Genomic DNA, 25,416 nt, shown 5'->3' on the forward strand with positions numbered 1-25,416 from the left:
TGTATCGCCCGCGACAGCCACTTTGCGCCGCCAGAGCAATACTCACGCGGTACAAGCCAAAGCGGCGAGGCGGCCGGCACTGCACCCTCAACATTCGCTTCCATTGACACGAGCCTACGTCGCGTCGAGCTGACCGGAAGCTAACTTGCCTGCCAAGCCTCTATGCTCCGCTCGCGGATGCGACAAGCTCACCCTGCACGTTAAGCCCAGGCAATGACAGCCGGAGGCGAACGGCGGCCGTGCGCTGAGCGGTTGGCGACGATGCCGCGGCGACGATGCGCCGTCAGAGTGTCTCTTCGAGTGTGTCGTTCTGCGCCCGAAATGACGCAAGCTCTTTGTCGACTTCGTATCGATGGCGCTCATTGCACTCGAGCCACCGCCGCTCGTCCGCATTCAGCTCGGTTAGGAAGGCATAACGGCTGCGCACAACGCCGATCCAGTCGTCGATCCGAACGGGCTTAGTGAGGTAACCGATGTCCTCTTCGCGGAACTCGCTCGCGGTGCGCGGCCTGAGCACATCGTTTGGGCTTAAAGGCTTGTCGCCCCGATCGTCGACCACGATGTCACGGTAGACCTTGAGCACCCAAAGCCGCCGGACGAGTGCCTCATCGAACGCGCCGCCGGTCGCGAACCATTGCAGATCGTAAAGGTCGCGTGCAAGTGGCACCCGGCGATAGCGGGCTAGCTTCTCAGATGCAGCTTCCTCTACTCGGATCGTCGGAGTCGGGGCCAAGGTGAAGTCGTAGCGGTCATGAATTGGCAGGGTTATCGGGATGAGGAACTCGGGCTCAAGGCTGAGTTGGTGGCGCGCCAGCTCCACTTTCGCGCCGAGTCGTGGGCGGCCGAACGGTGTGTCAACGATGAGGTCGCCTCGCCGGCCGTCGTCACCGAAATTCTCGATCGCAAACGAGAAGCCGCCGATGGTGACGCCGTCGAGAGCAGCCAGGACGGCGAGTGCCACGTCATCATCGGGTGCGGCGAAGTCAAGGTCGGTTGAGAAGCGGCCCGCGTTTCCGGCTCTGAATTTCCGCAGCGCGGTGCCCCCTTTAAATACAAGGTCCTGGTCGAACAACCCGCGGTCGTGCAGCAGGTGCAGCGCGTGGTCCTGTGCGATATCAAGTAGAGAGGCATCACGTCCGCCCTTGAGTCCTTGGTAGTGCCGCGCGAGGTGTCCCTCGGTGATCCGCGTCATGCTCCAGTTCCCGCGCTGAGGTAGGGATGCAGCAGTGTGTCGTTGACCTGCGCCTCGGGGTCGAAGACGCCTTTACCGGCGAGCCGGGGGCCGAGCCAGGCCGCTTCGTTTGCCGGGTAGGCCCCGATTACCTCGAATTTGGCATCGTGATTGCCCGACGCGCCGAGCAAGTATGCAGCGCGCTGCGCTGTCGCGCGCGGCATGTCTGCGAGCAGGGCAATGATGGCGTCGGTGTTGACGATTTCGTCGACTTGGGGCAGCCACTGCGCCAGGCCAGGTACGTCCTTATAGGCGGATGGCCGAGCGGCGATACCGACGATCAACCCTTCTAGGTTCCAGGACGGCAACCCGTCGATTGTCGTCAGCCCAGCGGCGGACAGCTCGATGCGCACGTAACGCCATGCTCCCCTGAGCGACTTCGGGAGAGGCTGGTTGTCGGGGAGGGCAACGACCTCTTGCTCGGGGAATCGTTGGGCCAGACTGAGTACGGTGGCGGCGGATTCCATCGCGAGCACCCCGCGCCATGTTGGGTCCACAGCGCGCAGCGCGCGGAATTCGATGAAGCGATCGCCTCCGCTGTAGGCGCCCCCGCGGGCTCCCGGGAGGAATTCCCAAACGTGTCGGGTGCGCAGTTGGCCCAGCCAGCCCGCCCGCTGGAGTTCATATGCGAGGCGGCGGACGTCATGTTCGTCACCGTCGAGGCCGGCGTGTCGCATGGCCGTGGCCAGCCGGTCTGCTGTGATCAACAAGTCGCCGTCTAGCTCGAGTTGCTCGATCACGTCGGCCACGCTGCGCTGTATCGTACGTGCCACTGTCATTCACCGCCCTTCTTTGTGTCATATTAACAAAATAAGGCTGTGAATGACAGTATCACCAGCACATTTACTTAAGAGGCTATAGCTTGCCATCAGCGTGGTGCAGCACGATTTGATATCGAGTCACATTTGCTGTGGCGCGGTATTACATCGGCCCCGGTGACCGAGTGCTGGCTGGCCGGGCGGCCGTCTTAACAGGCCGAGCGGCTGGTTCGGCCAGCAACGACATCAACAGCAGCGACAACAGCAGCAGCACCATGGGCAGCGGCGGCGGAGGGAGCGGCGGCGGCGCGCGGGAGGCAGACCACCCGCCGACCGCCGCCTATGTTCGCGGCGCGCATGTGCAGCCGAATGCGATGTCGCCAAGGCGTTCGGCGCTGATCTTGCCGCACCTACGGCAACGGACGTGGTGCGGATCGTCGGGCAGCGATGGGGCCGTCAGCGGTCCGAAGTAGTCGTATCCATTCTCCTCCGCGCATGACCGAGCTTTTTCGTATGGCACGGGTTCGAGGTGCGCCCAAGCTCCCTGCAACGTCCTCGCGTGGGCGGCCCAACTTCGCCAGTAGCAGGCTCGGCACGTTACCTCACCAATGTCGTTCTTTTCCAAGGTGTAGTTGAACCGATAATGCGCCGCGACGGTGCACGTCAGGCACTCGGTGAGCTGCCAATCGTCGGGATGGGTGAACGTCTCCAAGGGCCTGATCCCGCCACGCCGCTGCAATGCGACGATGTGCTCGTCGCACCATGTCGGCTTCGAGCGCGTCAAGAATGCGGCAGTGCTGGTGCATCCCTCGGCGGAGCACGTTTGGTCCGTTAGCGAGCGGCGCTCCCGCCGCAGCGGCCTCGGGGGTTTGGGCGGCTTGGGCTTAGGACGTTCAGCCAACGGCACCTTTCGGAGATGGCTGGGGACGGCGGCTGGCTTCTCCGATGGTTCGCCGGAAGCCAGCAGGTTCTCCCCGCCGTCCAGGGGTTTCCCTTCTAAGCATCGAAGGAAGTCGTCCTCGGTCATCACTTCGATCTGCTGGCCCTTGCTTTGGCGTTCAAACGCCATCTCCGCCTTTTTGGTTAAGGTCGCGCCAGGGCGGAGAACGGCGGGATTGATGTCACCGATGACGAGCACATTGGTTCGTTTGGTGGTGTCCTGTTCAGCTATTGCCCCGATGGCGGAGCACTCGTTCCATGCGAGCTGGCGAGTCATCGACATCAGGGTGCCCGTAAAGACGACGACTCGGCCGAACAGATAGCCGTCGGGGTCGGCGTCGGGGTTCAATTCGCAACGCACAGGCCGCCATCCGCCGCCTCCCGCTGACACGCTGCCCTTGTATATGCCGGCGCTCATGTGGCCAATACACGCACCAACCGACTTGGCTAGTTGATCGAGGTCATCGACACCGCGCATGGTGGAGAGCCCACGGACGACATCCACAACGGCACGGGCATCCGCGAGAGGATCGTGGTGATCGTCGATGGAACCGCCTAGCGCGTCAAGGACAAACGGCAAGCGGTAGGAGGGAAGTCGTAACGCCCGACGCGCAAGAACCATCGTGCACAGGAACCGCATCTCTGGCCACTCGATGTTATCGACTGCACAGGCGTAGCGGATGACGCCGATGTCAAACCCGGCGTTATGGGCGATCACAATGTCGTCTCCGACAAAGTCCATCAGGTGGGGCAGGACTTCTTTCCAACGGGGTTTGTCCGCCACCATGTCGGCAGTGATGCCATGAATCCATGTGTTGTAGCCGTCGAAATAATCGACTTCTTCGGGAGGTCTGATCAGCCAACTGTGTTCGGCGACTGGCCTTCCGTCGCGGACACGAACGAGACCGACGGCGCACGGCGAGCCGCGATAGGAATTTGCAGTCTCGAAGTCGATGGCTACGTAGTTGAGCATCGCGTCGTGGGCTCCGGTTTCGCGAGTTCTGCGAACTCTGGTGGAAACTCCGCGACCACCGGATCGCCTAGTTCCTCGGGCATAATCCACGGGGGCTTTTTCGTCTTCGGGTTGATGGTGCGGCGGACACGTTGCTCGTCGGTGATAATCCAAGTCCGCCATACCTGGGCGACGTAGTTGGCAACAGACAGCGCACGAAATTCGGGTTCGTTGCGCACATCCATCGTGAGCTTGGGCCGGTCCTTCGAGAAGTCGGGTATCACCAGGTTCCGGTTGCGGGTTTTTTGCGCATAGGCAGTCACCGCATCGGCGATTAGTTGCTGGCGGGCCGCTGTCTCGTCAATCAGGACATCGAACGCTTCGATGCCGAGCGCATGCACGAACGAGATCGGCGGTGTGGTGCCCTGGGTGAGGACGACAGCGCGGTCGGCCGTTAGAGCCCAGACCGTGTCATCGTGCCGTTCATCGTCGTGCTGGACTACGACTGCGTTGGTGTGGTTGACCAGCAGAGAACCTTCAACACGGCTTGTAAGCCACACAGCAGTCGCGTTTGCCTTCGGTTGCCGATCAACGATTGCGAACCCGAGCATGTCGCTCCCTCTCACCGACCTTCGTGTCGGCTGCTAAAGCTATGACAGGAGGGGGACATGTCGCAGTGATTTGATCCAGCGAGTTATGCGTAGCGGTCATACGGTCATTACCGCGGGGTGGTCTGTTTCCCGATCAACCGACCGGACGGCCGGCTCGACCGGTCGGCCGGAACCGAACGGCGGCGTATCAGCGGTGCGGTTCCGTCCGCTCCGTGTCCGCCGGCCAGTCGACTAAAAGGGGCCGGCGTCCCCTGGTACGGCACGCGGGCCGCTCCTGCGGATGAATGTCGGTCCGCTGTGTCAGGCTGATCTGACGTTTAATGCGATCTCAATCCGAGCAAGGCCCTGTGATGACACAAAGACACGATGGCAGTTACCAGCCGCCTCAGGATCCACCCCCTCCAGATCCACCGCCACCTCCGACGGTGACAGCTGCGGCCTGGGTGGACCCGTGGACTGACGACAACGTGAGGGCAAGTCAAGGTGACAGGCAACGTGAGCGCCGAGTCGTCATCCAGCCCCGGTGAGCCGCTAGACCCGCAGCGAGTGTCTGCGGCTGGCCAGATATATCAGGCAATGGTCAGCGACTTGCTGAAGTGCGAATTTGACCGGCGTAGGGCGCTGGAGGGCCGCGGCGCGACGCTCGTTACATCGAGCGGAGCGCTGCTGACGCTGATCTTCGGCCTGACCGTGCTTGTCACGGGTAAAGACCAAGTATTTCAAAATCGTTGGGCCATCTGGGTTCTTCTCGCGGCGCTGGTAGCTTTTGTCGCGTCGGCGCTGATCGCTATCTTCATCCAAAGCTGGGGCTTCAAGTACGCGATTACCAGCCGGAAGACGCTGAAGAGCCTTGCCCGGGACAACACCGAGTGGGCCCGTCTAGCCGACGACGCGACGCGCAGTTGGCTCACCAGACAGGTCAACACAATCTGCAGCTTGCGCGACGGCAACGACATGAAGGCCAAGCTCGTGACATGGAGCTTGGGGTTCCAGGTCGCGGCGATCACCCTACTGTCGGCCTCTGTCGGAATCGACCTGTCCGGGCGGGTCTGACTCAGCTCTTGGCGGATGATTCGGCAAGCACCTTCAAGTTTGCGCAACTTCGAATGCGCGGCTAGTTGTCGGCTAGTTGCCGTTTATTCGTCGCAATTGAATGAGAATTGATGGAAATCGTCGGGCTCCCGATGAGCTTGGATCTCAACCAAACATGTTGCGGGACAGGAAAATTATCGTAGATTTCGGGGCCTAACGCGAAGTGCCTTTTGGTAATCCGTTGGTCGCGGGGTTCGAGCCCGCCCGCCCCACGAACAGCCCCCACGAACAGCCCCACGTCCGAGTAGGTAGTTAGCCCACCTATTCGCACGATCCGACCTTTATTCGTACTATATGGCGCGGTCCAGGGCGGCGACCTCGGTGTGCACGCGCCCCGCGAGACATGTAGCGATCCTGTGTCATCGACACTTTGGAATGCCCGAGGTGATCGGCGCCCACGCGAGCCAACAGGTCCTCCTCGTCAATCAGCGTTGCAACAGTCTTGCGGAACGAGTACGTGGCAACACCTGGTACGCCGAGTTCATCACGGACTTTCCGCCACTGCTTGCCAAGGTCGTTGGGGTCGCGAAAGATCCCTGCCGTCGATGGAAAGACTACAGTCGATTCGCCAAAGTACGGACATGTGCGGCGGTCCTGAAGCGCGCCGACGGCGAAGCGCGGCAAGGTATCGTGCGCTGGCCCGCGTCAGTCTTAGTGTCGTCGGTCCGTTGTAGGCCTACTCCGACTACGCGAACCACCTTTCCGGTGACCGCAATCGTTTCTTTCGTCTCGTTGAAGTCGGTCCACCGCAAACGCCAGCAGCTCGGAGCGGCGAAGCCCGGTGGCGATTAGGACGGTGAACTCGTTTGATTACGTGTTTTGCAGACGGTAGTGGATGATTCGCGTCGAGGACGCGCAGCGCCGAATGGCGTACCCGGAGTGGCACAGGGTTCACTGGTCGGGGCTGCTCCTGTCCGATGTCAGGTTACTGGCCTGCTGACGCCACGGCCCGTTTGGCCGCCTCGACCAGATAGGAAGCGGCGCGATTCATCTTCTTGCACTCAGCGGTGGACAGCGCCTGGTGGGTGTAGGCCGCCTTATTCTTCAAGCCGAGCAGGGTGCTCAGGTGTTTTTCGGATCCCTTGTCCGCCGTTTTCAGCAGGGTGACGGCTCCGCTGTGGGTCCCACTTGACGAATGTACGCCGAGCCGGACGCAGCAGATGACGTCGGAAGCGGCGATACCGGCGTCCACGAATAGATCACCCGCCGCGTTGGGCATGTCGGCTTCCAGATGCTCAGCGGCGTCGAAGAACTCAACCGCCTTGGACAGGCGCCCTGCGGTGACGGCGGAATTGCACTTACGTGTCCCCGCCATCAGGCCCTCCGCGCTGCCGCAGCCTTGCCTACCGGGCGTAGCTGCCTATTGAGCCATGCCCGTGTTCCGGCGACGGTTAGGCCTTGCCTGACCACGTCGCTCAGGAGCGGCTCACCGGCAGTGGCCGCGGCGCGAAGCTCATCTTCGGTGTACTCGACGACGCGGCCGTCGTTGCCGGTCCACGCGGTGACCGACCGTGCGAGTTTGGCCACCCGTTGCTCCCACACCTCCGAATCCCCCTGGCGGCCATCGTGTTCGGAGTCGGAGGCGCGCACCAGGAACAGGTCGATGTCGCTGCCGAGAGTCATCCGTCCCGTTGCCGCTGACCCGAACACCGCGGCGTACTTGAGCTCCTCTCCCCACCCTTCCAGGTGCGATTCGAGGCGGTCCAGGAACGTTGCGGTTAGCCGCGACAGCGCCAGGATCGGCTCTGCCGCAAGATGTTCGGTGTTGAGTCGGTAGGTGTTGGTCCTGCCGACCTGATCACGGAGCACCACGCCCTGGACAGTCAGGCGGGTGAGGACTTTGCGGATGCCTTCCCCCGACGCGGTGGTCAGGATGCGCTGGATCTGGGTGATCGTGAACGTCACCTCGCTGGTCGCGAGAACGCCGAGCACGTCGCCGTCCAACGTCGGCGTCACCGTGGCGAACGGCCGGTTCAGCTGCATCGCGCGCCCCTCCTTTATCTACAACTAAAGTTAGAGTATCACAACTATAGTTGGAATTTCCGCCGCGTGCCACGCCATGGTGGCGATCACGGCCGCATGGTCTTGACGTTGTTAGTGTTATCGGTAGGTGGGCACGGTGTCGACTTTGGGCCTTTGTTCGGCTCTGGCTGGTCTCGCCGCCAGCTCGTCTTTTATTGGTCGTTTATGGTCGAGAAACTACGAGGATCGACGGCGACGATGAGTGTCTAATGAACACTGTAATTGGTTGGCGGACAAGCAAATACTGGACAGACCAGTCTGCATCGCACATGGTGGGCGGTAATCCGTTGGTCGCGGGTTCGAGCCCCGCCCGCGCCACCAGGAACAGCCCCACGAGGGATGGCGGTTAGATTACTCGTATGCGCATTGTTCGCCTGTTTGGTGCAGTCCTGACGATCCTCACAGCGGGGTTACTGCTGGCAACCCCCGCCGGCGCGCAACCGCCGTCCAAGCTCACGGATCACATCACTGACAGCACCGGGGCGTTGACGGATTCCGGTCGGGCGGCGGTCAGCTCGGCAATCGACCGGCTTTACCGCGATCGGCACATCCAGCTGTGGGTGGTCTACGTCGACAACTTCTCCAGGTTCAAACCCGAGAACTGGGCCGACCGAACCCGCAGCGCCAGCGGGATGGGCAACCACGACGCCCTGCTGGCCGTGGCCACCAACACCAAGCTGTACGCGTTCACCGTGCCGCCTAAGGGGCAGGGCCTCACAGCGGCCGAGCTAAACAACCTGCGAAGCAATCAAATTGAACCGGCGGTGGCCGCCAAAGACTGGAGCGGTGCTGCGGTCGCTGCGGCCGACGGGTTGGACAAATCGGCAAGCTCATCAAAGCGGGCCTGGCTGCCGATCGCGATCGGCGTCATCGTCGTCGTGGTCGTAATTGTGGTGATTCTGATGCTCTATCGTGCACGCCGCCGCCGGCGCGCGCGGCGGGTTGACCCCAGCGATGGGCAGGTGAACATCGAAGGGCGCGATCATTCGTTGGGACAGGCGTTGTCCACGGCGGACGCCAGATTGCGCCAGATCTCCGACTACGTCGCCAGGCATCACGAGAGCATCGACGGCGAGGCCCAGGCCCGGCTCGAAGAGGCGAAACGGTATTTGGCGGCAGCGCACGGCAAGGAAGCAAGCAACGACACCGAAGCAATCGCGTATGCCAACAGGGCATCGACGCTGGCCGCTCAGGCGCAAACGCTGGCAAACGCCAACGTGCTAGCAGCCCACCGCCCGCCACGACGTCGAGGCACCGCATCCACACAATGATCGGTGGGGTCAAGGGTCGCCAAAAGGAAAGGCCCGCAGACCATTTGATGTGCGCGTCCCGGCAGAGCCAGCTGGCCGAGGCCGTTTTGTAGCCGTACCAAAGCCTAGGCGCCATCGCCACAAGCACTAATCGATTTTGTCGACGCCAGATGGGGGTGGTTTCACAATCACGATGGGCAATGGGCGGTTCTGGGCAGCGGTGACGCCCATGGAACGTCCACCCATGCTCGTACCGCTCATGGCGCGTCCCGCCATGCTCGCCAAAGCCAGATCGCTGAGCATGCTTCCCTCGCCTCCCGCAGCAAGGGCGGGGGCGACGCTAAACCCGCCGCCCGGCAGCGCCTCGGCGGCAAGCCTGATCTCCGGGGCGGCGGTGGTCCACCCGTACGGCACCGACAGCGCCCCGACCGAGGACGCCTGTGACAGACTCCCCGATACCGCGCCGCCCAATCCCGTTGAGCCCAGCGGGCTGACCGCTGAAGCGAGCCCGGCTCCGACCGACCCCGCACTCTCGGCCGCCCCCGCGCCTGCATCCGCCGCCGCAGCCGCGGCCGCACCGCCGCCCTCCATGCCGGCGAAATCGGTCATGGTGCCTAGGAAGTTGCCCGGCATGTAAAACCCAGACGAAAATATGGTGTTCAGGAAATTGTCGTTCAGGAAGGCGCCCATGGGCGACCCGTCCGTTCCGGCCAAGAAATTCAGGATTCCCTCCGGCGTCGAGAGGTCCGCTCCCCCGAGCCCGATCGAATTCATCATTGCGGAGGTGGGCGAAGTGGGCGATGTGAGGCCTTGGAGCGCGGTCGGCACCGCCGACAGCAGCTGCGACAGCTCCGTCTGTATGTTCGACGCTGCCGAGGCGCCCGTGGTCTGGGCGCTTGTGGCGGCCTGCACGGCCTGCCCCGCCGGGTTGGTGGTCTGCGGTGGCGGCGTGAAGGGGTTCACCGCCGAGGCGGCGGCCGAATCGGCGGCGTAGCCGTACATGGCGGCGGCGTCCTGGGCCCACATTTCGCCGTACTGAGCCTCGGCGGCGGCGATCGCCGCGGTGTTCTGCCCCAGGAAGTTCGTCGCCACCAGCGACGTCAACAAGCTGCGGTTGGCGGCGATCACCGACGGCGGCACCGTCATCGCGAACGCCGCCTCATACGCGTTCGCAGCAGCCCTGGCTTGGGTGGCCGCCTGCTCCGTCTGCGCGGCGGTGGTGCTCATCCACGCCACATAGGGCGCGGCCGCGCCCGCCATCGACGTCGACGCCGGACCTCGCCACCCACTGGTCAGTTCCGAGATCACCGAGGAATAGATCCCGGTCGCGGAATTCAGCTGGGAGGCCAAGTCGTCCCAGGCGGTCGCGGCGGCCACCATCGACCCCGACCCCGGCCCGGCATACATCAAGCCGGAGTTGATCTCCGGCGGTAACGCCCCGAAATCCATTGTCCCCCGCCTTATCCGGCGGCCACCGCACAGCCGGCAGCCTGCAGATTGCTCGCGGTCGCAGCCACCGTTTCCGGTTGTGCCGTGACGAACGACATGACATCTCTCCTCAGCGAGACAGACAGCGCCTACCCGTCTTTAAGCACCGCAAAATGATGCTCTCCCGCGTGGACGTTTACTATCCGGAAACGACCCCGACTATCCACTTTTCGTTGCACGACAGCGCATTCGGGATCGATCGCGGACACAACGTCTGAACCCGCACGGGACAACGTTGAGAACCGCTACGTATGGCGATCCAGCCGGATCAGTTGGTGGCTGCCAGCGCGCGGCGTCGCGACTGGGAGGGCAGTTCGCCGAACCGACGCGAGTAGCCCTGGGAAAAGCGACCAAGATGCGTAAAGCCGCACGCGAGGGCCGCGTCCGTAACGGACATTCCATCGACCGGGTCAGTGAGCAGACTGTGGGCGGCTTCCAGCCGCAGGTTGCGGACGTGAGCCACCGGCGTGGTCCGCCAGTGGCGGCGGAACGCGTTCTCCAGGGCTCGCGTGCTGACGCCGGCAGCGGCCGCGATATCTACTAGGCCGATCTCGCCGGCGAGGTTCTCTCGAATGTACCGATCCGCGCGAAACAAGCACGCTGGTAAGTCATCTGGTGCAGACACCGCTACGGCCGAGTTGGGAAGTAGGTGCAGCAGGGCTTTCGTCAGGTGGTTGCCCGCGCTGCGGTCGATAACGCTTGAGCGCGCACGGCCCTGCGTCGTGAGATCCCGCCACAAGAACTTGACGAGGTCGTCGAGCGGGCCGGGCAGCGGATCCGAGGATTGCTCGAAAATGACCGGCCGGTCCTCGCTGTCGGCGCGCGCCAGCCGATCGACGGGCCTCCGCGGAAGTTTGACGATCAGCTGGGTGGCGTCGCTGCTCCATCGTTCGCGATAAGCAGTGCTGGGATTGACCACATAAAAGCCTCCCGGACCGATCTCGGCCCGGCCTTCAGTCGTCGTGACGTCGCATGTTCCTGCCAACGTCAGCTGCAGCAGGTAGCAATCGATGAGCCCTGATGTGAAGACTTCGACATCGGAGCCGTACGAGATCTCGAAAAATGTTATGCAGTCCAGCTGCGCCTGACGAAGCGTAAAATCAACCGTCCCTTCAGGATTTAGCACGCGCAACGAGTGACGCCCCAACCGGTCTTGCAGAATCGCGCGAGCCTGATCCGCGTGTCGCGTCCGCAGACTGGTACCGGATGCCGCGTCAGGAGCTACTCGCATGTCACTCCATCCCGGCGTGGTTAGCGGGAAATCTCCTGCTGCACGGCCCATTTCACCTCGATTCGGCCGTAGCGCCAGACGAGTAGGGCGATCGCCCAGGTGAGGACGAACATTCCGACGACGACGAAGCCGACGGTGTTGAGGTCGAGCCCACCGAGCCAGTCCCAGAAGGTGCCGTGCCAGCCGAATTGGCCGGCGAACAGGCCGAGCAGTTCGATGCTGCCGATCAGCAGCGCGACGGCCACCGAGAGCCCGGTGATGGTGATGTTGTAGTAGATCTTGCGCACAGGGTTGGAAAAGGCCCAACCGTAGGCGAAGTTCATGAACGAGCCGTCGATGGTGTCCAGCAGGCACATGCCGGCGGTGAACAGCACCGGCAGACACAGGATGGCGTACCAGGGCAGCCCGGCCGCCGCGCTGGTGCCGGCCAAGACCAGCAGCGCGATCTCGGTGGCGGTGTCAAAGCCCAGCCCGAACAGCAGCCCGACGGGGTACATGTGCCAGGACTTGGTGATCGAGGTGGTGAAGCGGCCCAGGAGGCGGTTGAGCAGGCCGCGGTTGTTCAGGTGGCGGTCGAGTTCGGCCCCGTCTTTTTCCAGGTCGTAGTCGCCGCGACGCAGTCGGGCGAACACCCGCAGGATGCCGACCAGGACGATGACGTTGAGCAGGGCGATCAGGTACAGGAACACCCCCGAGACGCTGGTGCCGATCAGGGCGGTGTAGTGATGCAGCGTCGAGGAGTCGTCTTGGACGGGTCCGATGAGGGCCTTGGCCCCGGTCGCCAGCAGCAGCGCCAGCGCAAAGACCACCGTGGAGTGGCCCAGCGAGAAGAAGAAGCCGACGGCCAGGGGGCGCTGCCCGTCGCTCATCAGCTTGCGGGTGGTGTTGTCGATGGCGGCGATGTGGTCCGCGTCGAACGCGTGCCGCAGCCCCAGCGTGTAGGCCGTCAGCCCGACACCGATGCCAAAGGCCTTGCCGCCCACGCTGAGCCGCGCCGGATCCACGACGCCCACCAGGGTGATCCAGCCGACCAGATGCAGCGCGACGACCACGGCCAACATCGATCCCATCCGCAGCCACTCATCGGGAGACGATGCACGGCGCAGCCTGGACCACCACGACAGCTGCGGCTTGATGGTGCCGATGGTCATCCCGCGTCACCTTCCCCGTGAACCAAGACACAGCAAAGTGAATCTATGCCTTCATGCGATCAACTTGCAAGTGTGCTGGTGGTTGCCGCCCGTCGGTCGCCGGCTGCGGACGAAACGCAGTGGAAATGCGGACGAAACCGCCCGGCGTCGATCGCGTTGTGTCTGAATTGCGGGTAGACGGAAGGTTTCGCACGCAGCGGGCAAACTCGCTCGTGAGGCGCGACGCTGAAGGGGTGCCCACCAAACCACCGGCGTCTGCGACGTTTCGCGCACGAGCTACGCATTGGCAATGACGTACGCGGACAAAGCCGCGAAGTCGGCGCCGGATGTGGCCAGCAAAGCCGACGGTGAACATCGCCAGGGGGCGATGGCCTACCTTGCGGGGGCCGTCATGTTCATGTGCCAGGCGGAAATGGTTGACCCACCCGAAGCGCCGAGCGGTTCCTGACGGAGCCGACCGCCGCCGAATCCCAGTGTGGCACAGGAGCCCCGAGTAAACACGCGAAGTCGCTACCCGTGGTAACCGCTCATGTTTGTGGTACCGCCGCGGCGATCTTGGCGACGACCTCGCCCGCTTGGTTCACGGTGTCGAATCCACACCACAGCGTCTCGATGATGACGTTGTTGCGCACTCCCATCGCGCGCTGGCACGCAAAGCCGTCGCCGCCGCCGAGCGTATGCATGATGGCCAGCGTGTTGTCGGTGGACACCAGCTCGCCCAAGGTCCACGTGACCGGGTCGCTGTCGGGTTGGGTGATGGTCAGTGACCGGTGGGCGCAGGCGGACCACCGCGGTGTGGCTTGGCCGAAGAATTGCTGGGCCGCGTCGGCGTCGCGGAACCCGACCACGGCCTGCAACAAGGCGTGCTTGCGCGAGTCGGCCGGCGAGTGGGCGTTGTCGAGGAGCCGGCCCCGCAACGCCACCCAGCCGCTGCCGCCGTAGACGGCGGCCTCGGTCGGCGAATAGACATCCAGACAGTTCCGATCGGCAACCAGGCCCTCGCCGTGCGACATCTCGGAAAACTGCCTGCGCAGCGTCATGGTCGTCGTTTGCCCAATGGCGTCGACGTCGCGGGCGCTCAACAGCAAGTCCCCCAAGTGTCGGTCGGGGATCGTCGGCGGCCGCCAATGACCGAGGCCGGGAGCCGCCGTCGGGCGCCCGACGGCGGACACGGTGCAGCCGGTCAGCGCCAGGCACAGACCCACCACCGCGAGGATGACGTAGCACACGACACCGGCGGGTTTGAATGCCTTCACTGACATTGCGGTCATCTCCTGTCTGATTCTCAACCCCGTACAACACCGAAACGGAGGATTAAATTCGGTGTGTCGTCGACGCGCGCCCCCGCCGGGTGAGCGCCGACGTTTCATCGCCGCCCGATCCGATTGGTCCTGTGAAATCACCCAAACGCCGGTCGAGGAGGCCGTGCAACGATTAAATCAGTACCGAGTGGCATTGAGCCCGCATCGAATACTCGGGAGCTGGTCGTTGACCGGAGGAGGACCGCCATGACGGCAACCGCGGCGAGAGGCCATCATGGCCGACCATCGCCGGACGACGGAAAGGTGACGTCTGCGATGAGGCATCTGCTACGCCGTTGCGCGATCGGCGCCTTCGCTCTCGTGTTGCCGGGATTGCCGACGATCGGACTCTCCGCGCCGGCGATAAGCAGGGCCGACGACCAGTGCGCCCCCGGCTGGGTGTGGAGCCCCGATTTGAACCAATGCGTGTTCTGGCTTCCGACCGCAAACGGACCCGGCGGCCCGGGTGGTCCGGGCGGACCTGGGGGACCAGGCGGACCGGGGGGACCCGGTGGGCCCGGCGGCCCGGGAGGGCCGGGCGGCCCCGGACGGCACTAGGGCCGGCTCGCTTCCCGCGCTGTGCGACCCGGGCCCGATCGCCCGAACAACAAGGCGCCCAAGCACCTCCGGTGGTTGTTAAGCTGGCTAAATAACGCTCCACCGCGACATTGGAGGGCACGCCTATGCGACGTTCCGAAGGCGAACCGAACACCGTTCACCGTGGCCTCGTGCTCGGCACATGATGGCAGCACAACGCCGCGGGCTCAACGACGCGGTCACCCGGATGTGGAGTTTCGTCGCTCCGGCCTACGACCTGCCGTTCTTGCAGCGGTGGGTTTACCGCCCGCCACACAACGAGGTGATCGCGCAGCTGCGCGCCCACGGATCCCGCAGAATTGCTGACATCGCATGTGGCACAGGCATTCTCAGCGATCGGATCGAGCGCGAACTGCATCCCGACGAGATCTACGGCGTCGACATGTCCGACGGCATGCTCAACCAGGCCCGCGCGCGATCCGGCCGGGTGCGGTGGCTGCGCGCCCCGGCAGAGCAGCTGCCCTTCGACGACGGGACGCTCGACGCCGTCGTAACGACCTCGGCGTTTCATTTCTTCGACCAGCCGGCGGCGTTACGGGAATTCCATCGCGTGCTCAGGGCCGGGGGACTGGTCGCCGTCTCGGCCCTCAGCACACGGCAACCGCGGCTGCAGGTGCCGTCGGCCAATCGGTGGAAACCGCAGCACAACGCGTCACCGGCCGAAACGCGGGCGCTATTCGAGGAAGCGGGATTCGCCGTCAGCGATCAGCACCGTATCCGGCGACCTGCCTGGGCGCGGATCGTGTCCGATCTGATAACCGTGGGCACCAAGCGGTAGCCCGTCGGACCGGGACTGTGCCGCGGCGATCGAGGAGATCGAACCAAAGTGGCCGGGTGACAACCCGACTCGATCACGCCGACGGCCGCCCCGCCAGTTGGCGAAGCGGCAGTCGGTGCGATCGCTGGTTTTACAGCGGGACCCAGACCCCGAAGAACCAGAAGCCCCACTGGTTGAATCCGGGATCCCACACGGGCGTTTCGTTGTATCCGAAGTAGTTGACGGGGCCGTACCCCCATTGCCCACCGGGAGGCGGGAGCGGCCTGTCCCAAGCTGGCCGAGGCGGCTCACCATATCCCCAGGGTGCGGGTCCGTCGCCCCACGGGGCGTTGTGGAAGTAACCGCGCTGGGGATCGCCATGCCATGGCCCGCCGGGACCGCCCGGGCCGCCGGGCCCGCCCGGTCCACCGGGTCCACCCGGACCGCCGGGGTGGCCGGGCGGGGGTCCGCCTGGCCCGCCGGGCCCGCCGGGGCCACCTGGTTCGCCCGGGTGACCGGGCGGGGGCCCACCCGGGCCGCCAGGTCCACCGGGGCCACCGGGTCCGCCGGGGCCTTCGGGTCCGCCGGGACCACCCGGATGACCGGGCGGGGGTCCACCCGGACCACCTGGGCCGCCAGGTCCACCGGGGTCACCCGGGCCGCCGGGTCCGCCTGGGTCATTGGGCCCGGTCGGGGCGTGGAAATTTCCGGGCGCGGGCGCGCCGTGGTTACCGGGAGCCGGTTGCGGGCCCGGAGCGGCGTTCGCCAAACCGGCGCCCATACTCAACGCGGCAGCGCCAAGAGCACCGGCGATGGTTCCCCCCGCGATCAATTGCTTTAGTTTCATGGTCCTTCACCTGTCTGATAGTGAGTTCCTTGAACCCCCCCAACACGTTCACAGGTTAAATAACGTAGCTATGGATTTCCTGTGACGCGCCCATGCAAAACTTTTGGCCGGCTCCCCAGATCGACGCCAGCGCGGAAAAGTTCGAGTGAGGTGCGCGCTGACGTCAATCTCGGCGACGGCCGCAGGGCAGGGCGCGACGGCCGCAGGGCAGGGTGCGACGGCCCCAGGGCGAGGGGACGAAGCCCGCAGGGGACGAGAGCCTGCCCACCGCGGCCACCGCAGGGCCCGGACGGCCGGACATCGCGACTGGAAGAGAAACTGTAACGTCTACAGTTGTCATCCTCGCGGGCCGGAGCTCGTTGAGGGCCCCCATCACGGGAGAGTCGTGCAGTGACGGAAACGAACATCGTGCCGGAGGACGTCGATACGGCGGCCTCGATGCCGTACTTTCTGCGCGACGAAAGCCGTTACGTGCCAACCCAGATCGCGCGTGGGGGTTGGGGGCCGTCGTTGAGCGGCCACGTCGTCGGCGGCCTGTTGGGCTGGGCGGTCGAGCGCGCGGTCGACGACCCGCAGCTGCAGCCGGCGAGGCTGACCGTCGACCTTCCGGCGCCCACCGCGCTGGAACCGATCGAGGTGCACACCCGCGTTCACCACGACCGCCGGCGGCTGCGGCTCGTCGAGGCCGTTCTCGTCCAGCGTGGCGCCCCCGTCGCGCGGGGGAGCGCCCTGTTTCTGCGGCGCGGTCCGCAGCCCGACGGGCAGGTCTGGTCACCATCGGTGCGGATGCCGCCGCTACCGAGCGAGGACGGTGTCCAGCCGTCGCTCTTTATGCGCACCTACGGCTGGGGCGCCGGCATCCAGAATCCCGATCCCGCCTGGGCCGACACCGCCGGGCCGAAATACACCTGGCTGCGGGAAACGCGCTCGTTGATCGACGACGAACCGCTGAGCCCCTTCACCCGCGCGGCGATGGCCGCCGACATCACGGCCTCGATAGCCAACTGGGGCACCAACGCCTTGCAGTTCATCAACGCCGACTACACCCTCACGCTGAGCAGGCTGCCTGACGGACCACACATCGGGCTGGCCTCACTGACGCACTCCAGCCACGACGGGATCGCCACCGGCTCGGCCGTCCTCGTCGACCGCATGGGCCCGATCGGCAGCGGTCTGTCCGTCTCGATAGCCCACTCCGGATTCCGGCCGGCATCGGTGAATTCGCCGCCCGGATGAAGACCGGACGCGACGCCACCTACTGGGCGTTGATCGCCGGCGCGGCACGGCGCGGATCGAACCGTCCGCTTCTCGCCGACGAACACGGCCGCAGCCTGACCGCGCGCCAGTTTCACGACGACGCGTGCGCGACGGCCGCCGCGTTTGCGCGACGCGGGATAGGCGAGGGGACCGTCGTGTCCTGGCAGCTGCCCACCACGCTCGAGACCATGGTCGTCATGGCGGCGCTGGCCCGGCTCGGCGCCGTGCAAAACCCGATCATCCCGGCGCTGCGGGAACACGAGGTCGGCTTCATCACCGGGCAGCTGTCGTCGGAATTCCTTGTGGTGCCTGAGCTTTGGCGCGGATTCGAGCACGGCGGGCTGGCGCGGGCATTGGCCGCGGATAGGGGCTTCGGGGTCATCACCGTCGATCTGGCGACGCCCCCGGTCGCCGGCGAGCTACGGCTGCCCCGCGCACGCGCCGATGCGCTCCCGCCGCCACCGGAACCCGCGGGCGACACCCGATGGATCTACTACTCGTCGGGAACCACCGCGGCGCCCAAGGGAATCCGTCATACCGACGCATCGGTGATCGCCGCCGCGACGGGCCTGGTGGGCACGATCGGCATCACCGGCGGCGACGTCGATCCGATCGCCTTCCCGATCGCGCACATCGGCGGCGCCGTGATGCTGGCCGCCGCGCTGCTGACCGGCATGCGGTTGGCGCTGTTCGAGGCCTTCGATCCGGCCAGGACCCCGCTTTCCATCGCGGCGCACAACCCGACATTCCTGGGCACGGCGACCCCCTTTTTCGTGGGATTCCTTGAGGCCCAACGAGCCCACGGCAGGCGGCCGCTGTTCCCGTCGCTGCGGGGCTGCCTGGCGGGCGGCGCACCCATCACCGCCGAACTCGGGCGGCGGGTCCGCGAAACCTTCGGCGTGGCCGGCATCGCCAACGCTTGGGGGCTGACCGAATTCCCGGTGGCGACCTCACCGTCCCTGTCCGCCGTGCCCGACGCGCTCGACTGCACCGTGGGCGCGCCGGTGCCGGGGGTCAGCGTCCGGGTGGTCGACAACGGGGAAATCGAACTGCCCGCCGGGCGCGAGGGCGAGCTGCGGCTCAAGGGGCCCCAATGCTTTCTCGGGTACGCGGACGCCACGCTCGACACCGACGCGTTCGACACGGACGGTTGGCTGCGCACGGGCGATCTCGGGCTGATCGACGCGGACGGCAACGTCCGCGTCACCGGTCGCATCAAGGACGCGATCATCCGCAACGCGGAGAACGTCTCGGCCCTCGAAGTCGAAAATGCGCTGGCGACCCATCCCGCGGTCGCCGACGTCGCGGTCATCGGAGTGCCGGACCCGCGCACCGGCGAGCGCGTGTGCGCCGTGGTGGTACCCGCGTCGGTCGATGGTGTGTCGCTGGAATCCCTGGTGCGGCACTGCCGTTCGCGCGGGCTGAGCCGCTACAAACACCCCGAGCGACTCGTGATCGTCGACGCCCTACCGCGCAACCAATTCGGAAAGGTGATCAAGAAAGACCTCCGCGAGGCCTTCGGGTGAGAGGCTACAGCCCCTTGGGCGCCTCGCGGACCGCCTGGACGGCCGCCGCATCCCCCTCGAACTCGACCCGGGCCTGGCGCCCGACGGAGAACAGCAGCAGCTCCTCGGGGGCGCCGGTGACCGTGACGGCCGGGCCGCTCCCGGCCGTCAGCACCGTCTTGCCCTCCGGGGTGCGCAGCGCCACCCGGCCGGGCACCTTCGCGAGCGTCAGCCGGGCCATCAGGGGCAGGGTGCGGCGCAGCGCCGAGGCCAGCGCGGGTTCCAGCACGCGCGGCTCCCAGCCCGGCTGCGCGCGGCGCACGTCCTCGTGGTGGATGAACATCTCGGCGACGTTGGCCACCGGGTCGAGCAGTTTGAGCGGCGAGTAGATCGGCGGACCCGAGGCGACCTTGTCCACCAACTCGTCCCACTCGGTCCGCTCGGTCACCTGGTTCTGCACCCTGGCGGTGTGGGAGGCGAAGAACGGGATCAGGATGCCCGGTGCGGCGTCGGGGCGATATTCCCGGATCATGAGGTGGGCGGCCAGGTCTCGCGTCGTCCAGCCTTCGCACAGGGTGGGCGCGTCCGGGCCGACGCCGCGCATGGTCTCGACGAGGGCGGCACGTTCGCGTTGGGCAACGGACACCTGATCTCCCTTCGGTCACGTCGGCTAATCTCATGACGCTCGTCTCGTCACCGCGAGCGGGCCCCAGCTTCCGATCTAGGTAAATTCGCATGATATGTCGTCGAAGGAAATCGCATGAACGCACGTGTCGAGCAGTTGGAGTTTCAGGCGGAGGCCCGGCAACTGCTGGATCTGATGATCCACTCGGTCTACTCCAACAAGGATTTGTTTCTGCGGGAGTTGATCTCGAACGCCTCCGATGCGCTGGACAAGCTGCGGCTTGAGGCGTTCCGCAACAAGGACCTCGACCCTGATGGCACTGTCACCTCCGACCTGCACATCGAGATCGACGTGGACAACGACGCCCGCACCCTGACGGTCCGCGACAACGGCATCGGGATGACGCGCGAGGAGGTGGTGGACCTGATCGGCACGCTGGCCAAGTCGGGCACCGCCGAGCTGCGTCAGCAGCTAAGGGAGGCCCCGAACCTGAAGAGCACGGCGGCCTCCGAAGAACTCATCGGGCAATTCGGCATCGGTTTCTACTCGAGCTTCATGGTCGCCGACAAGGTCGAGCTGCTGACGCGCAAGGCCGGCGAGAGCGAGGCCACCAGGTGGGAATCGAGCGGCGAGGGCACCTACACCATCGAATCCGTCGAGGGCGCCCCGCAGGGCACCTCCGTCACCCTGCACCTCAAGCCCGAGGACGCCGAGGACGAGCTGCACGACTACACCGCGGAGTGGAAGATCCGCAACCTCGTCAAGAAGTACTCCGACTTCATCGCCTGGCCCATCCGGATGGAAGTGGAGCGACGCACCCCGCCCACCGAAGAAGGCGGTGACGAGACCGTCACCGTCGAAACCGAGACCCTCAACTCGATGAAGGCGCTGTGGGCCAGGCCCAAAGACGAGGTCTCCGACGAGGAGTACAAGGAGTTCTACAAGCACATCGCGCACGCCTGGGACGACCCGCTCGAGGTCATCGCGATGAAGGCGGAGGGCACCTTCGAGTACCAGGCCTTGCTGTTCATCCCGTCCCACGCCCCGTTCGACCTGTTCAACCGCGACGCGAGGACCGGGGTCCAGCTGTACGTCAAGCGCGTGTTCATCATGGGCGACTGCGACGAGCTCATGCCCGAGTACCTACGGTTCATCAAGGGCGTGGTCGACGCGCAAGACCTGTCGCTCAACGTGTCCCGCGAAATTCTGCAGCAGGACCGGCAAATCAAGGCGATCCGCCGCCGTCTGACCAAGAAGGTCCTCTCGACGATCAAGGATCTGCAGTCCGAGCGGCCGGAGGACTACCGCACCGTGTGGACGCAGTTCGGACGGGTCATCAAGGAGGGCCTGCTGTCGGACTTCGACAACCAGGACACCCTGCTGCGCATTTCCTCGTTCGCCTCGACGCACAGTGACGACGAACCCACCACCCTCGCCGAGTACGTCGAGCGCATGAAGGACGGCCAAGAGCAGATCTTCTACGCCACCGGCGAGACCCGTCAGCAAATCCTGAAGTCGCCGCACTTGGAGGCGTTCAAGGCCAAGGGCTACGAGGTCCTGCTGCTCACCGACCCGGTCGACGAGGTGTGGGTGGGAACGGTGACGGAGTTCGACGGCAAACCGCTGCAGTCGGTGGCCAAGGGCGAGGTCGACCTGGGTTCCGAGGAGGACAACAGCGACGCCGAGCGCGAGGAGCAGGAAAAGGAGTTCGCCGACCTGCTGGCGTGGCTGAAGGAGACCCTGAGCGATCACGTCAAGGACGTGCGGCTGTCGACCCGCCTGACCGAGTCACCGGCCTGCCTGATCACCGACGCCTTCGGGATCACCCCGGCGCTCGCCCGCCTTTATCGCGCTTCCGGGCAGGACGTTCCGGTCGGAAAGCGGATCCTCGAGCTGAACCCGAATCATCCGCTCGTCACCGGGCTGCGGGAAGCGCAAAAGAAGGCGGACGACGACACTGCGCTCGCTGAGGTCGCCGAGACCGCCGAATTGCTCTACGGCACGGCCCTTCTGGCCGAAGGCGGCGCGCTCGAGGATCCGGCACGGTTCGCCGAGCTGCTCGCCGACCGGCTGGCCCGGACGGTGTAGTCGGGGCGCTGGCCGCGGAGCAGTTTCATACGCTCATCACAGCAAATCATGCGTGATTGAAAGGTGGGCGCGAGGGATAATCATCTCTCATGGCCAGGTTCCGAGTTGTCGACCCGCATGGCGAGATCGTGGCGACCAAGAATTTTGACAACGCCGAGGCCGCGCACGCGTGGTTTACCGCCTCCATTCACAGTTCCGAGCTGGGTTGGCGCATGGAGGTCGACGACGACGGGCAGTGGGCGTTCTTCGATGACACCGAGGGCTTCACGGCGCTGGCGAGCCGTCCCCCCGCGTCGCCCGTGAGCCACGGCGGCCGAAAGGCTAGCGGCTGAGCTGGATGGCTTTGACGACCAGTAACAGCGCGCCGACGATCAGATAGGCGCGCAGCGCGATCATGCCGAGCCGGGTACCCGGGGACCAGGTCACCGGCTCGAGCAGGGTCAGCGGCGGCATCCGCCAGGTGTTGCGGTCGACCGGGCGCGCCGGGAGTTGCGGGGACGGTGGCGCGGGCTGCCGGCGGGCCATCCAGCGCAGCGTGGGTCCCGCGGCGGCGCCGAGTGCGACCAGAGCCAGCGCCAGGTAGCCGGCAACCGCGACGACGTCGATGTCGGGAAACAAGGTGGTGGCCATCAGGATGCCCGACAACAGCAGCAGGACGCCGACGATCAGCCCGGCGACCCAGTTGAGCCAGGGCCGATTGACCCAGGGGCCCAACACTTCCCGGTCGTTGCACAACAGCAACAGGAACACGCTGGCGCTCGGGAGGAGCAGACCGGCGAGGGCCTGCACCGCCGTCGTGATCAAACCGAGTGGGGCGCCGGGGATCAGCACGATCGCCGCGGCCAACACCACCATTGCGGTGTAGGACAGGTAGAACTGTTTGGCGTCGGCGAAACCGCGGTGCAGCGAATGCTTCAGCCCGAACACGTCGCCGAAGGCGTAACTGGTGGCCAGGGTCACCGCGGCGGCGCCGATGATCGAGGCGTCCATCAGCACGATGGCAAACAGCGAGCCGAGCGTCGCGCTGTGTTGGCCGAGCAGGTGGGCGATGGCGCCGGCGTCGGTGAAATTGCCCGCCGTGTTGGTGGAGCGGGCCGCCCATTCGCCGGTCATCAACAGCGCCGCGGCGCCGACGATCACGACGAAGGCCCCGATGACGGTGTCGGCGCGTTCGTAGGCCATGAATCGCGGGGTGATGCGTTTGTCGACGACGTTGGACTGCTGAAAGAACAGCTGCCAGGGCGCCACCGTCGTGCCGACGATGGCGATGATCAACAGCACCGCGTCCGAGCTGATGCCGCCGGAAATGCTGGGCACCACAAAGGACTTCGCCGCATGGATCCACTGCGGGTGCGACATCAACAGCATCGGGATCTGCACCAGGGTGATCGCGATGAAGACGAACATGGCCCGCTCCCAGCGGCGGAAGCTGCCGCTGGCCATGATCGCGACCAGCGCCGCCGCCGAGACCGGCACCACAACGTATTTGGAGACGCCGATGTACTCGGCGGCCAGGGTGATGCCGATGAACTCGGTGACGATCGTCAGGAAGTTGAGCAGGAACAGGTCACCCACGGAAAACCAGCCCCACCCGCGGCCGAAGCGTTCGTTGATAAGCCGGGCGTGCCCCACCCCGGTGACCGCGCCGAGCCGCACCACCATTTCCTGGTTGACGATGAGCACCGGCACCAGAAGCAGCAGCACCCACAGCAGGGAGTAGCCGTAGTTCTGCCCGGCCTGCGCGTAGGTGGCCACCCCGCCGGCGTCGTTATCGCCGACCATCACGATGATGCCGGGACCGACGATGGCCAGCAGGGTGAGCAGCCGCGCCTTCCAGGTGCGGGGATGGTCCGTATCGCCGACGCTGATGCGCCCGAACGCGCCCTCGATGTCGCCCAGGTGCGCGGTGTCGAGCACGGCGCTGCGCCGTTCGGCGGCCGGTTGGGCGACCGCCGCCACGGGGCGGGTGGTCTTGTCGGGGCTTGAGGTCACGGCGCCTCGCCTCCCGGCACGGGCGCATTGCGGTCGCCCTCGGCTGGGGTGATTTCGCGAAGCGGACGGGGGGCGGGTTCTCGTCGGCGCCAGTCCTCGGGGATGGTCGCCTCCAGGACGTCGTCGACGGTGACCACGCCGAGTATGCGGTCGTGCTCGTCGACGACGGGGATGGAATAGAGGTTGAAGTCGGCCATCAGCAGCGCGACGTCGGTCAGGTCGGTGTCGGGGCTGACCCGCACCGGGTCGGAATCCATGATCTCCGCGACGCTTTCGCGGGGCTCCGAATGCAGCAGGCTGATCACCGACACTGCACCGGCGAGGCGTTTGTCCTCGTCGAGAACGTGGACCTTGATCAGCGCCTCCGGCTGTATGGTGCGGGCGGCCGCGATCAGCGCCAGCGCCCCCGCCGCCGTCGTGGTGGTGGCGCAGGAGACGAAGTCGACGTTCATCAGCCCGCCGGCGCTTTCGGGGTTGAATCCCATCAGGGTGATCACCTTGGTGCGCTGCGGGGCGGGCATCAGGTCCAGGACGCGGCGGCGCCGTGATTGGCGCAGGTCTGTGATCGCGTCGGCGGCGTCGTCGGCGCGCATCCGGCCCAGCAACGCGGCGACCTCGTTGTCGGGCATGCCGTCGAGCAGCCGGCTGGCCTTCTCGGGGTCCAGCTCTTCGAAGACGTCGGCTTCCAGTTCCGGGTCGCTGTGGACGCGATCGAGAATCTCGCCGACCTCGCCCTTGTCGGCCTCTTCGAGGAGATCGGCGATCTCGGCGGGCTTGAACCCGCCGACCCGGCCCGACCCGCGGCGCAGGGCATGCGAGCGGGCATGACCGATCAGCGGTTCGAACGCCTTCCAATCTCGGGCCGCATGGCCGCCGGAGCTCTTGATCAGCCCGAACAACCGTGGTGGGCGGCGGGTGTCCAGCCGGGTGAGTACCCATCCGGCGCCGGTGTCTTCCAGCTCGACGTCGTAGGCGCGGATGAGTTCGACCGCGGCCACGTCGATCAGCCGGTGGCCGAGCACATCGGCACGCAGCAGCACCTCGCCGTCTCGTCGCTCGAAACCGCGGAGGTCAACCTTGTTCTTCGCCAAGATAATTCGTTCCGGCGTGAACTCGTCGATGGTGTTGCTGCCGACGAACACCCGCCGCCCGCCCATCTCGGCCACGATCCCGGTCACCAGCGGATACTCGTCGGCCCTGCGCAGCCGCACGATCACGTCCTCGACGCGGCCCACATTTTCGCCCGAGCGGGCCAGCACCGGCGCGCGCAGTAGCTGGGAGAGATGGATTACCGGCAGCCCGGCGCGCGGTGCCTTGTCTGGTGTGCTCACTTGTCCTCCTCGACGCGGTGCGACCCGAACCCGCGGCCCATGTGTCGCGAGGTCAGTGCGGGTACGGCTGCAAACCAGGTTTGGTGATGGCGCAAGTATCGTGGCTTGACCGGTTCGGCCGCCAGAGCGTACGCCGCCGTCGCGGTGAGTAGCTACAGCCGATAGGTAAACGGTGGGCAGCCATTCGGCGACAAAGATCAACGCGGCGACGTGCCGGCGCGATGCGTCCGGGGTTGGGATGGCGGACGCCGAAAGTGCAACTACCGACGCGTTTCCCGAGGCGGGGCATCGGTGGTTGCACCCTCGCGGGACGGCACCGGCCCCGTTACTATTGCCCATACGGTATTTGATACGATTCGCGGGTTCGACCGCCCTTATCCCGCCTGTGCTG

General features: G+C 65.5%; 22 protein-coding genes and 1 pseudogene. 8 read left to right on the forward strand and 15 right to left on the reverse strand.

The window, feature by feature from the left end; genetic code table 11:
• Positions 1 to 283: 283 nt before the first annotated feature.
• The 4 genes from G6N25_RS18495 to G6N25_RS18510 form a co-directional block, all read right to left on the reverse strand.
• On the reverse strand, positions 284 to 1,192 hold the full coding sequence (locus G6N25_RS18495) for a nucleotidyl transferase AbiEii/AbiGii toxin family protein (RefSeq protein WP_083077038.1): 909 nt from the start codon (positions 1,190 to 1,192) through the stop codon (positions 284 to 286).
• Complete coding sequence (locus G6N25_RS18500) at positions 1,189 to 1,980, reverse strand: type IV toxin-antitoxin system AbiEi family antitoxin (protein ID WP_158084930.1); 792 nt, start codon at positions 1,978 to 1,980, stop codon at positions 1,189 to 1,191. Before G6N25_RS18500 ends, G6N25_RS18495 begins: the two co-directional genes overlap by 4 nt.
• A gap of 349 nt (positions 1,981 to 2,329) precedes the next feature.
• Positions 2,330 to 3,901, reverse strand: coding sequence for an exonuclease domain-containing protein (locus G6N25_RS18505; RefSeq protein WP_158084931.1), 1,572 nt, complete (start codon positions 3,899 to 3,901; stop codon positions 2,330 to 2,332).
• A complete protein-coding gene (locus tag G6N25_RS18510) occupies positions 3,886 to 4,491 on the reverse strand; it encodes a hypothetical protein (RefSeq protein WP_158084932.1) in 606 nt (201 codons plus the stop codon). Before G6N25_RS18510 ends, G6N25_RS18505 begins: the two co-directional genes overlap by 16 nt.
• A gap of 495 nt (positions 4,492 to 4,986) precedes the next feature.
• On the opposite strand from G6N25_RS18510, the gene G6N25_RS18515 reads away from it, so the two are divergent.
• Positions 4,987 to 5,544 (forward strand): hypothetical protein, encoded by a 558-nt coding sequence (locus G6N25_RS18515; RefSeq protein ID WP_142272858.1) that lies wholly within the window; start codon positions 4,987 to 4,989, stop codon positions 5,542 to 5,544.
• A gap of 329 nt (positions 5,545 to 5,873) precedes the next feature.
• On the opposite strand, the pseudogene G6N25_RS24340 reads toward G6N25_RS18515, so the two are convergent.
• The 3 genes and pseudogenes from G6N25_RS24340 to G6N25_RS18530 form a co-directional block, all read right to left on the reverse strand.
• A pseudogene (locus tag G6N25_RS24340) lies at positions 5,874 to 6,378 on the reverse strand (tyrosine-type recombinase/integrase); the annotation flags it as partial.
• Between the two features lie 130 nt (positions 6,379 to 6,508).
• The gene (locus G6N25_RS18525) at positions 6,509 to 6,898 is read right to left on the reverse strand and encodes a hypothetical protein (protein ID WP_083074464.1); all 390 of its coding nucleotides are present in this window, start codon (positions 6,896 to 6,898) and stop codon (positions 6,509 to 6,511) included.
• Positions 6,898 to 7,566, reverse strand: coding sequence for a nucleotidyltransferase domain-containing protein (locus tag G6N25_RS18530; RefSeq protein WP_083074463.1), 669 nt, complete (start codon positions 7,564 to 7,566; stop codon positions 6,898 to 6,900). The genes G6N25_RS18525 and G6N25_RS18530 overlap by 1 nt, the downstream gene beginning before the upstream one ends.
• Positions 7,567 to 7,964: 398 nt before the next feature.
• Between G6N25_RS18530 and G6N25_RS18535 the strand changes: the two genes are divergently transcribed.
• Complete coding sequence (locus G6N25_RS18535) at positions 7,965 to 8,876, forward strand: TPM domain-containing protein (protein ID WP_083074462.1); 912 nt, start codon at positions 7,965 to 7,967, stop codon at positions 8,874 to 8,876.
• 126 nt (positions 8,877 to 9,002) lie between these two features.
• Here G6N25_RS18535 and G6N25_RS18540 read toward each other — a convergent pair whose 3' ends face one another.
• The 3 genes from G6N25_RS18540 to nicT all read right to left on the reverse strand — a co-directional run bounded on the left by G6N25_RS18540 (position 9,003) and on the right by nicT (position 12,725).
• A complete protein-coding gene (locus tag G6N25_RS18540; RefSeq protein ID WP_083074461.1) occupies positions 9,003 to 10,304 on the reverse strand; it encodes a PPE family protein in 1,302 nt (433 codons plus the stop codon).
• A gap of 307 nt (positions 10,305 to 10,611) precedes the next feature.
• Entirely contained in the window at positions 10,612 to 11,625 is a 1,014-nt protein-coding gene (locus G6N25_RS18545; protein ID WP_083074460.1) for an AraC family transcriptional regulator, read from the reverse strand.
• The gene (gene nicT, locus G6N25_RS18550; protein WP_083074459.1) at positions 11,595 to 12,725 is read right to left on the reverse strand and encodes a Nickel transporter NicT; all 1,131 of its coding nucleotides are present in this window, start codon (positions 12,723 to 12,725) and stop codon (positions 11,595 to 11,597) included. The genes G6N25_RS18545 and nicT overlap by 31 nt, the downstream gene beginning before the upstream one ends.
• 289 nt (positions 12,726 to 13,014) lie before the next feature.
• Here nicT and G6N25_RS18555 point away from each other — a divergent pair, with 289 nt between their 5' ends.
• Complete coding sequence (locus G6N25_RS18555) at positions 13,015 to 13,173, forward strand: hypothetical protein (RefSeq protein WP_158084885.1); 159 nt, start codon at positions 13,015 to 13,017, stop codon at positions 13,171 to 13,173.
• 79 nt (positions 13,174 to 13,252) lie between these two features.
• On the opposite strand, the gene G6N25_RS18560 is transcribed toward G6N25_RS18555, so the two are convergent.
• A complete protein-coding gene (locus tag G6N25_RS18560; RefSeq protein ID WP_158084884.1) occupies positions 13,253 to 13,987 on the reverse strand; it encodes a sensor domain-containing protein in 735 nt (244 codons plus the stop codon).
• Positions 13,988 to 14,765: 778 nt separating this feature from the next.
• Here G6N25_RS18560 and G6N25_RS18570 point away from each other — a divergent pair.
• The gene (locus G6N25_RS18570) at positions 14,766 to 15,401 is read left to right on the forward strand and encodes a class I SAM-dependent methyltransferase (protein WP_083074456.1); all 636 of its coding nucleotides are present in this window, start codon (positions 14,766 to 14,768) and stop codon (positions 15,399 to 15,401) included.
• A 130-nt stretch (positions 15,402 to 15,531) separates the two neighbouring features.
• Here the strand turns inward: G6N25_RS18570 and G6N25_RS23930 are convergent, their stop codons facing one another.
• Positions 15,532 to 16,227 (reverse strand): chitin-binding protein, encoded by a 696-nt coding sequence (locus tag G6N25_RS23930; RefSeq protein WP_083074455.1) that lies wholly within the window; start codon positions 16,225 to 16,227, stop codon positions 15,532 to 15,534.
• 390 nt (positions 16,228 to 16,617) lie between these two features.
• Between G6N25_RS23930 and G6N25_RS18580 the strand changes: the two genes are divergently transcribed.
• Positions 16,618 to 17,463, forward strand: a complete 846-nt coding sequence (locus G6N25_RS18580) for a thioesterase family protein (RefSeq protein WP_083074454.1) — start codon at positions 16,618 to 16,620, stop codon at positions 17,461 to 17,463.
• A complete protein-coding gene (locus G6N25_RS18585) occupies positions 17,460 to 19,010 on the forward strand; it encodes a class I adenylate-forming enzyme family protein (protein ID WP_083074453.1) in 1,551 nt (516 codons plus the stop codon). The genes G6N25_RS18580 and G6N25_RS18585 overlap by 4 nt, the downstream gene beginning before the upstream one ends.
• Positions 19,011 to 19,014: 4 nt before the next feature.
• Here the strand turns inward: G6N25_RS18585 and G6N25_RS18590 are convergent, their stop codons facing one another.
• The gene (locus G6N25_RS18590) at positions 19,015 to 19,635 is read right to left on the reverse strand and encodes a TIGR03085 family metal-binding protein (RefSeq protein ID WP_083074452.1); all 621 of its coding nucleotides are present in this window, start codon (positions 19,633 to 19,635) and stop codon (positions 19,015 to 19,017) included.
• 114 nt (positions 19,636 to 19,749) lie between these two features.
• Between G6N25_RS18590 and htpG the strand changes: the two genes are divergently transcribed.
• Together htpG and G6N25_RS18600 are read left to right on the forward strand one after the other, a co-directional pair.
• Entirely contained in the window at positions 19,750 to 21,702 is a 1,953-nt protein-coding gene (htpG, locus tag G6N25_RS18595; protein ID WP_083074451.1) for a molecular chaperone HtpG, read from the forward strand.
• 89 nt (positions 21,703 to 21,791) lie between these two features.
• On the forward strand, positions 21,792 to 22,034 hold the full coding sequence (locus G6N25_RS18600; RefSeq protein WP_083074450.1) for a hypothetical protein: 243 nt from the start codon (positions 21,792 to 21,794) through the stop codon (positions 22,032 to 22,034).
• Here the strand turns inward: G6N25_RS18600 and G6N25_RS18605 are convergent.
• Positions 22,024 to 23,694, reverse strand: a complete 1,671-nt coding sequence (locus G6N25_RS18605; RefSeq protein WP_083074449.1) for an NRAMP family divalent metal transporter — start codon at positions 23,692 to 23,694, stop codon at positions 22,024 to 22,026. The two genes, G6N25_RS18600 and G6N25_RS18605, sit on opposite strands and share 11 nt — an antisense overlap.
• Positions 23,691 to 25,025, reverse strand: coding sequence for a magnesium transporter MgtE N-terminal domain-containing protein (locus tag G6N25_RS18610; protein WP_083074448.1), 1,335 nt, complete (start codon positions 25,023 to 25,025; stop codon positions 23,691 to 23,693). The genes G6N25_RS18605 and G6N25_RS18610 overlap by 4 nt, the downstream gene beginning before the upstream one ends.
• Positions 25,026 to 25,416 lie beyond the last annotated feature (391 nt).

Origin of the sequence: Mycobacterium heidelbergense (assembly GCF_010730745.1) — a bacterium.
Taxonomy (GTDB): Bacteria; Actinomycetota; Actinomycetes; order Mycobacteriales; family Mycobacteriaceae; genus Mycobacterium; species Mycobacterium heidelbergense.

Excerpts from the sequence above, each read along its gene's own strand:
- G6N25_RS18495 (WP_083077038.1), bottom strand. The coding sequence starts at position 1,192 with ATGACGCGGATCACCGAGGGACACCTCGCGCGGCACTACCAAGGACTC.
- G6N25_RS18505 (WP_158084931.1), bottom strand. The coding sequence starts at position 3,901 with ATGCTCAACTACGTAGCCATCGACTTCGAGACTGCAAATTCCTATCGC.
- G6N25_RS18510 (WP_158084932.1), bottom strand. The coding sequence starts at position 4,491 with ATGCTCGGGTTCGCAATCGTTGATCGGCAACCGAAGGCAAACGCGACT.
- G6N25_RS18525 (WP_083074464.1), bottom strand. The coding sequence starts at position 6,898 with ATGGCGGGGACACGTAAGTGCAATTCCGCCGTCACCGCAGGGCGCCTG.
- G6N25_RS18530 (WP_083074463.1), bottom strand. The coding sequence starts at position 7,566 with ATGCAGCTGAACCGGCCGTTCGCCACGGTGACGCCGACGTTGGACGGC.
- G6N25_RS18535 (WP_083074462.1), top strand. The coding sequence starts at position 7,965 with ATGCGCATTGTTCGCCTGTTTGGTGCAGTCCTGACGATCCTCACAGCG.
- G6N25_RS18540 (WP_083074461.1), bottom strand. The coding sequence starts at position 10,304 with ATGGATTTCGGGGCGTTACCGCCGGAGATCAACTCCGGCTTGATGTAT.
- G6N25_RS18545 (WP_083074460.1), bottom strand. The coding sequence starts at position 11,625 with ATGGGCCGTGCAGCAGGAGATTTCCCGCTAACCACGCCGGGATGGAGT.
- nicT (WP_083074459.1), bottom strand. The coding sequence starts at position 12,725 with ATGACCATCGGCACCATCAAGCCGCAGCTGTCGTGGTGGTCCAGGCTG.
- G6N25_RS18555 (WP_158084885.1), top strand. The coding sequence starts at position 13,015 with ATGACGTACGCGGACAAAGCCGCGAAGTCGGCGCCGGATGTGGCCAGC.
- G6N25_RS18560 (WP_158084884.1), bottom strand. The coding sequence starts at position 13,987 with ATGTCAGTGAAGGCATTCAAACCCGCCGGTGTCGTGTGCTACGTCATC.
- G6N25_RS18570 (WP_083074456.1), top strand. The coding sequence starts at position 14,766 with ATGATGGCAGCACAACGCCGCGGGCTCAACGACGCGGTCACCCGGATG.
- G6N25_RS23930 (WP_083074455.1), bottom strand. The coding sequence starts at position 16,227 with ATGAAACTAAAGCAATTGATCGCGGGGGGAACCATCGCCGGTGCTCTT.
- G6N25_RS18585 (WP_083074453.1), top strand. The coding sequence starts at position 17,460 with ATGAAGACCGGACGCGACGCCACCTACTGGGCGTTGATCGCCGGCGCG.
- htpG (WP_083074451.1), top strand. The coding sequence starts at position 19,750 with ATGAACGCACGTGTCGAGCAGTTGGAGTTTCAGGCGGAGGCCCGGCAA.
- G6N25_RS18600 (WP_083074450.1), top strand. The coding sequence starts at position 21,792 with ATGGCCAGGTTCCGAGTTGTCGACCCGCATGGCGAGATCGTGGCGACC.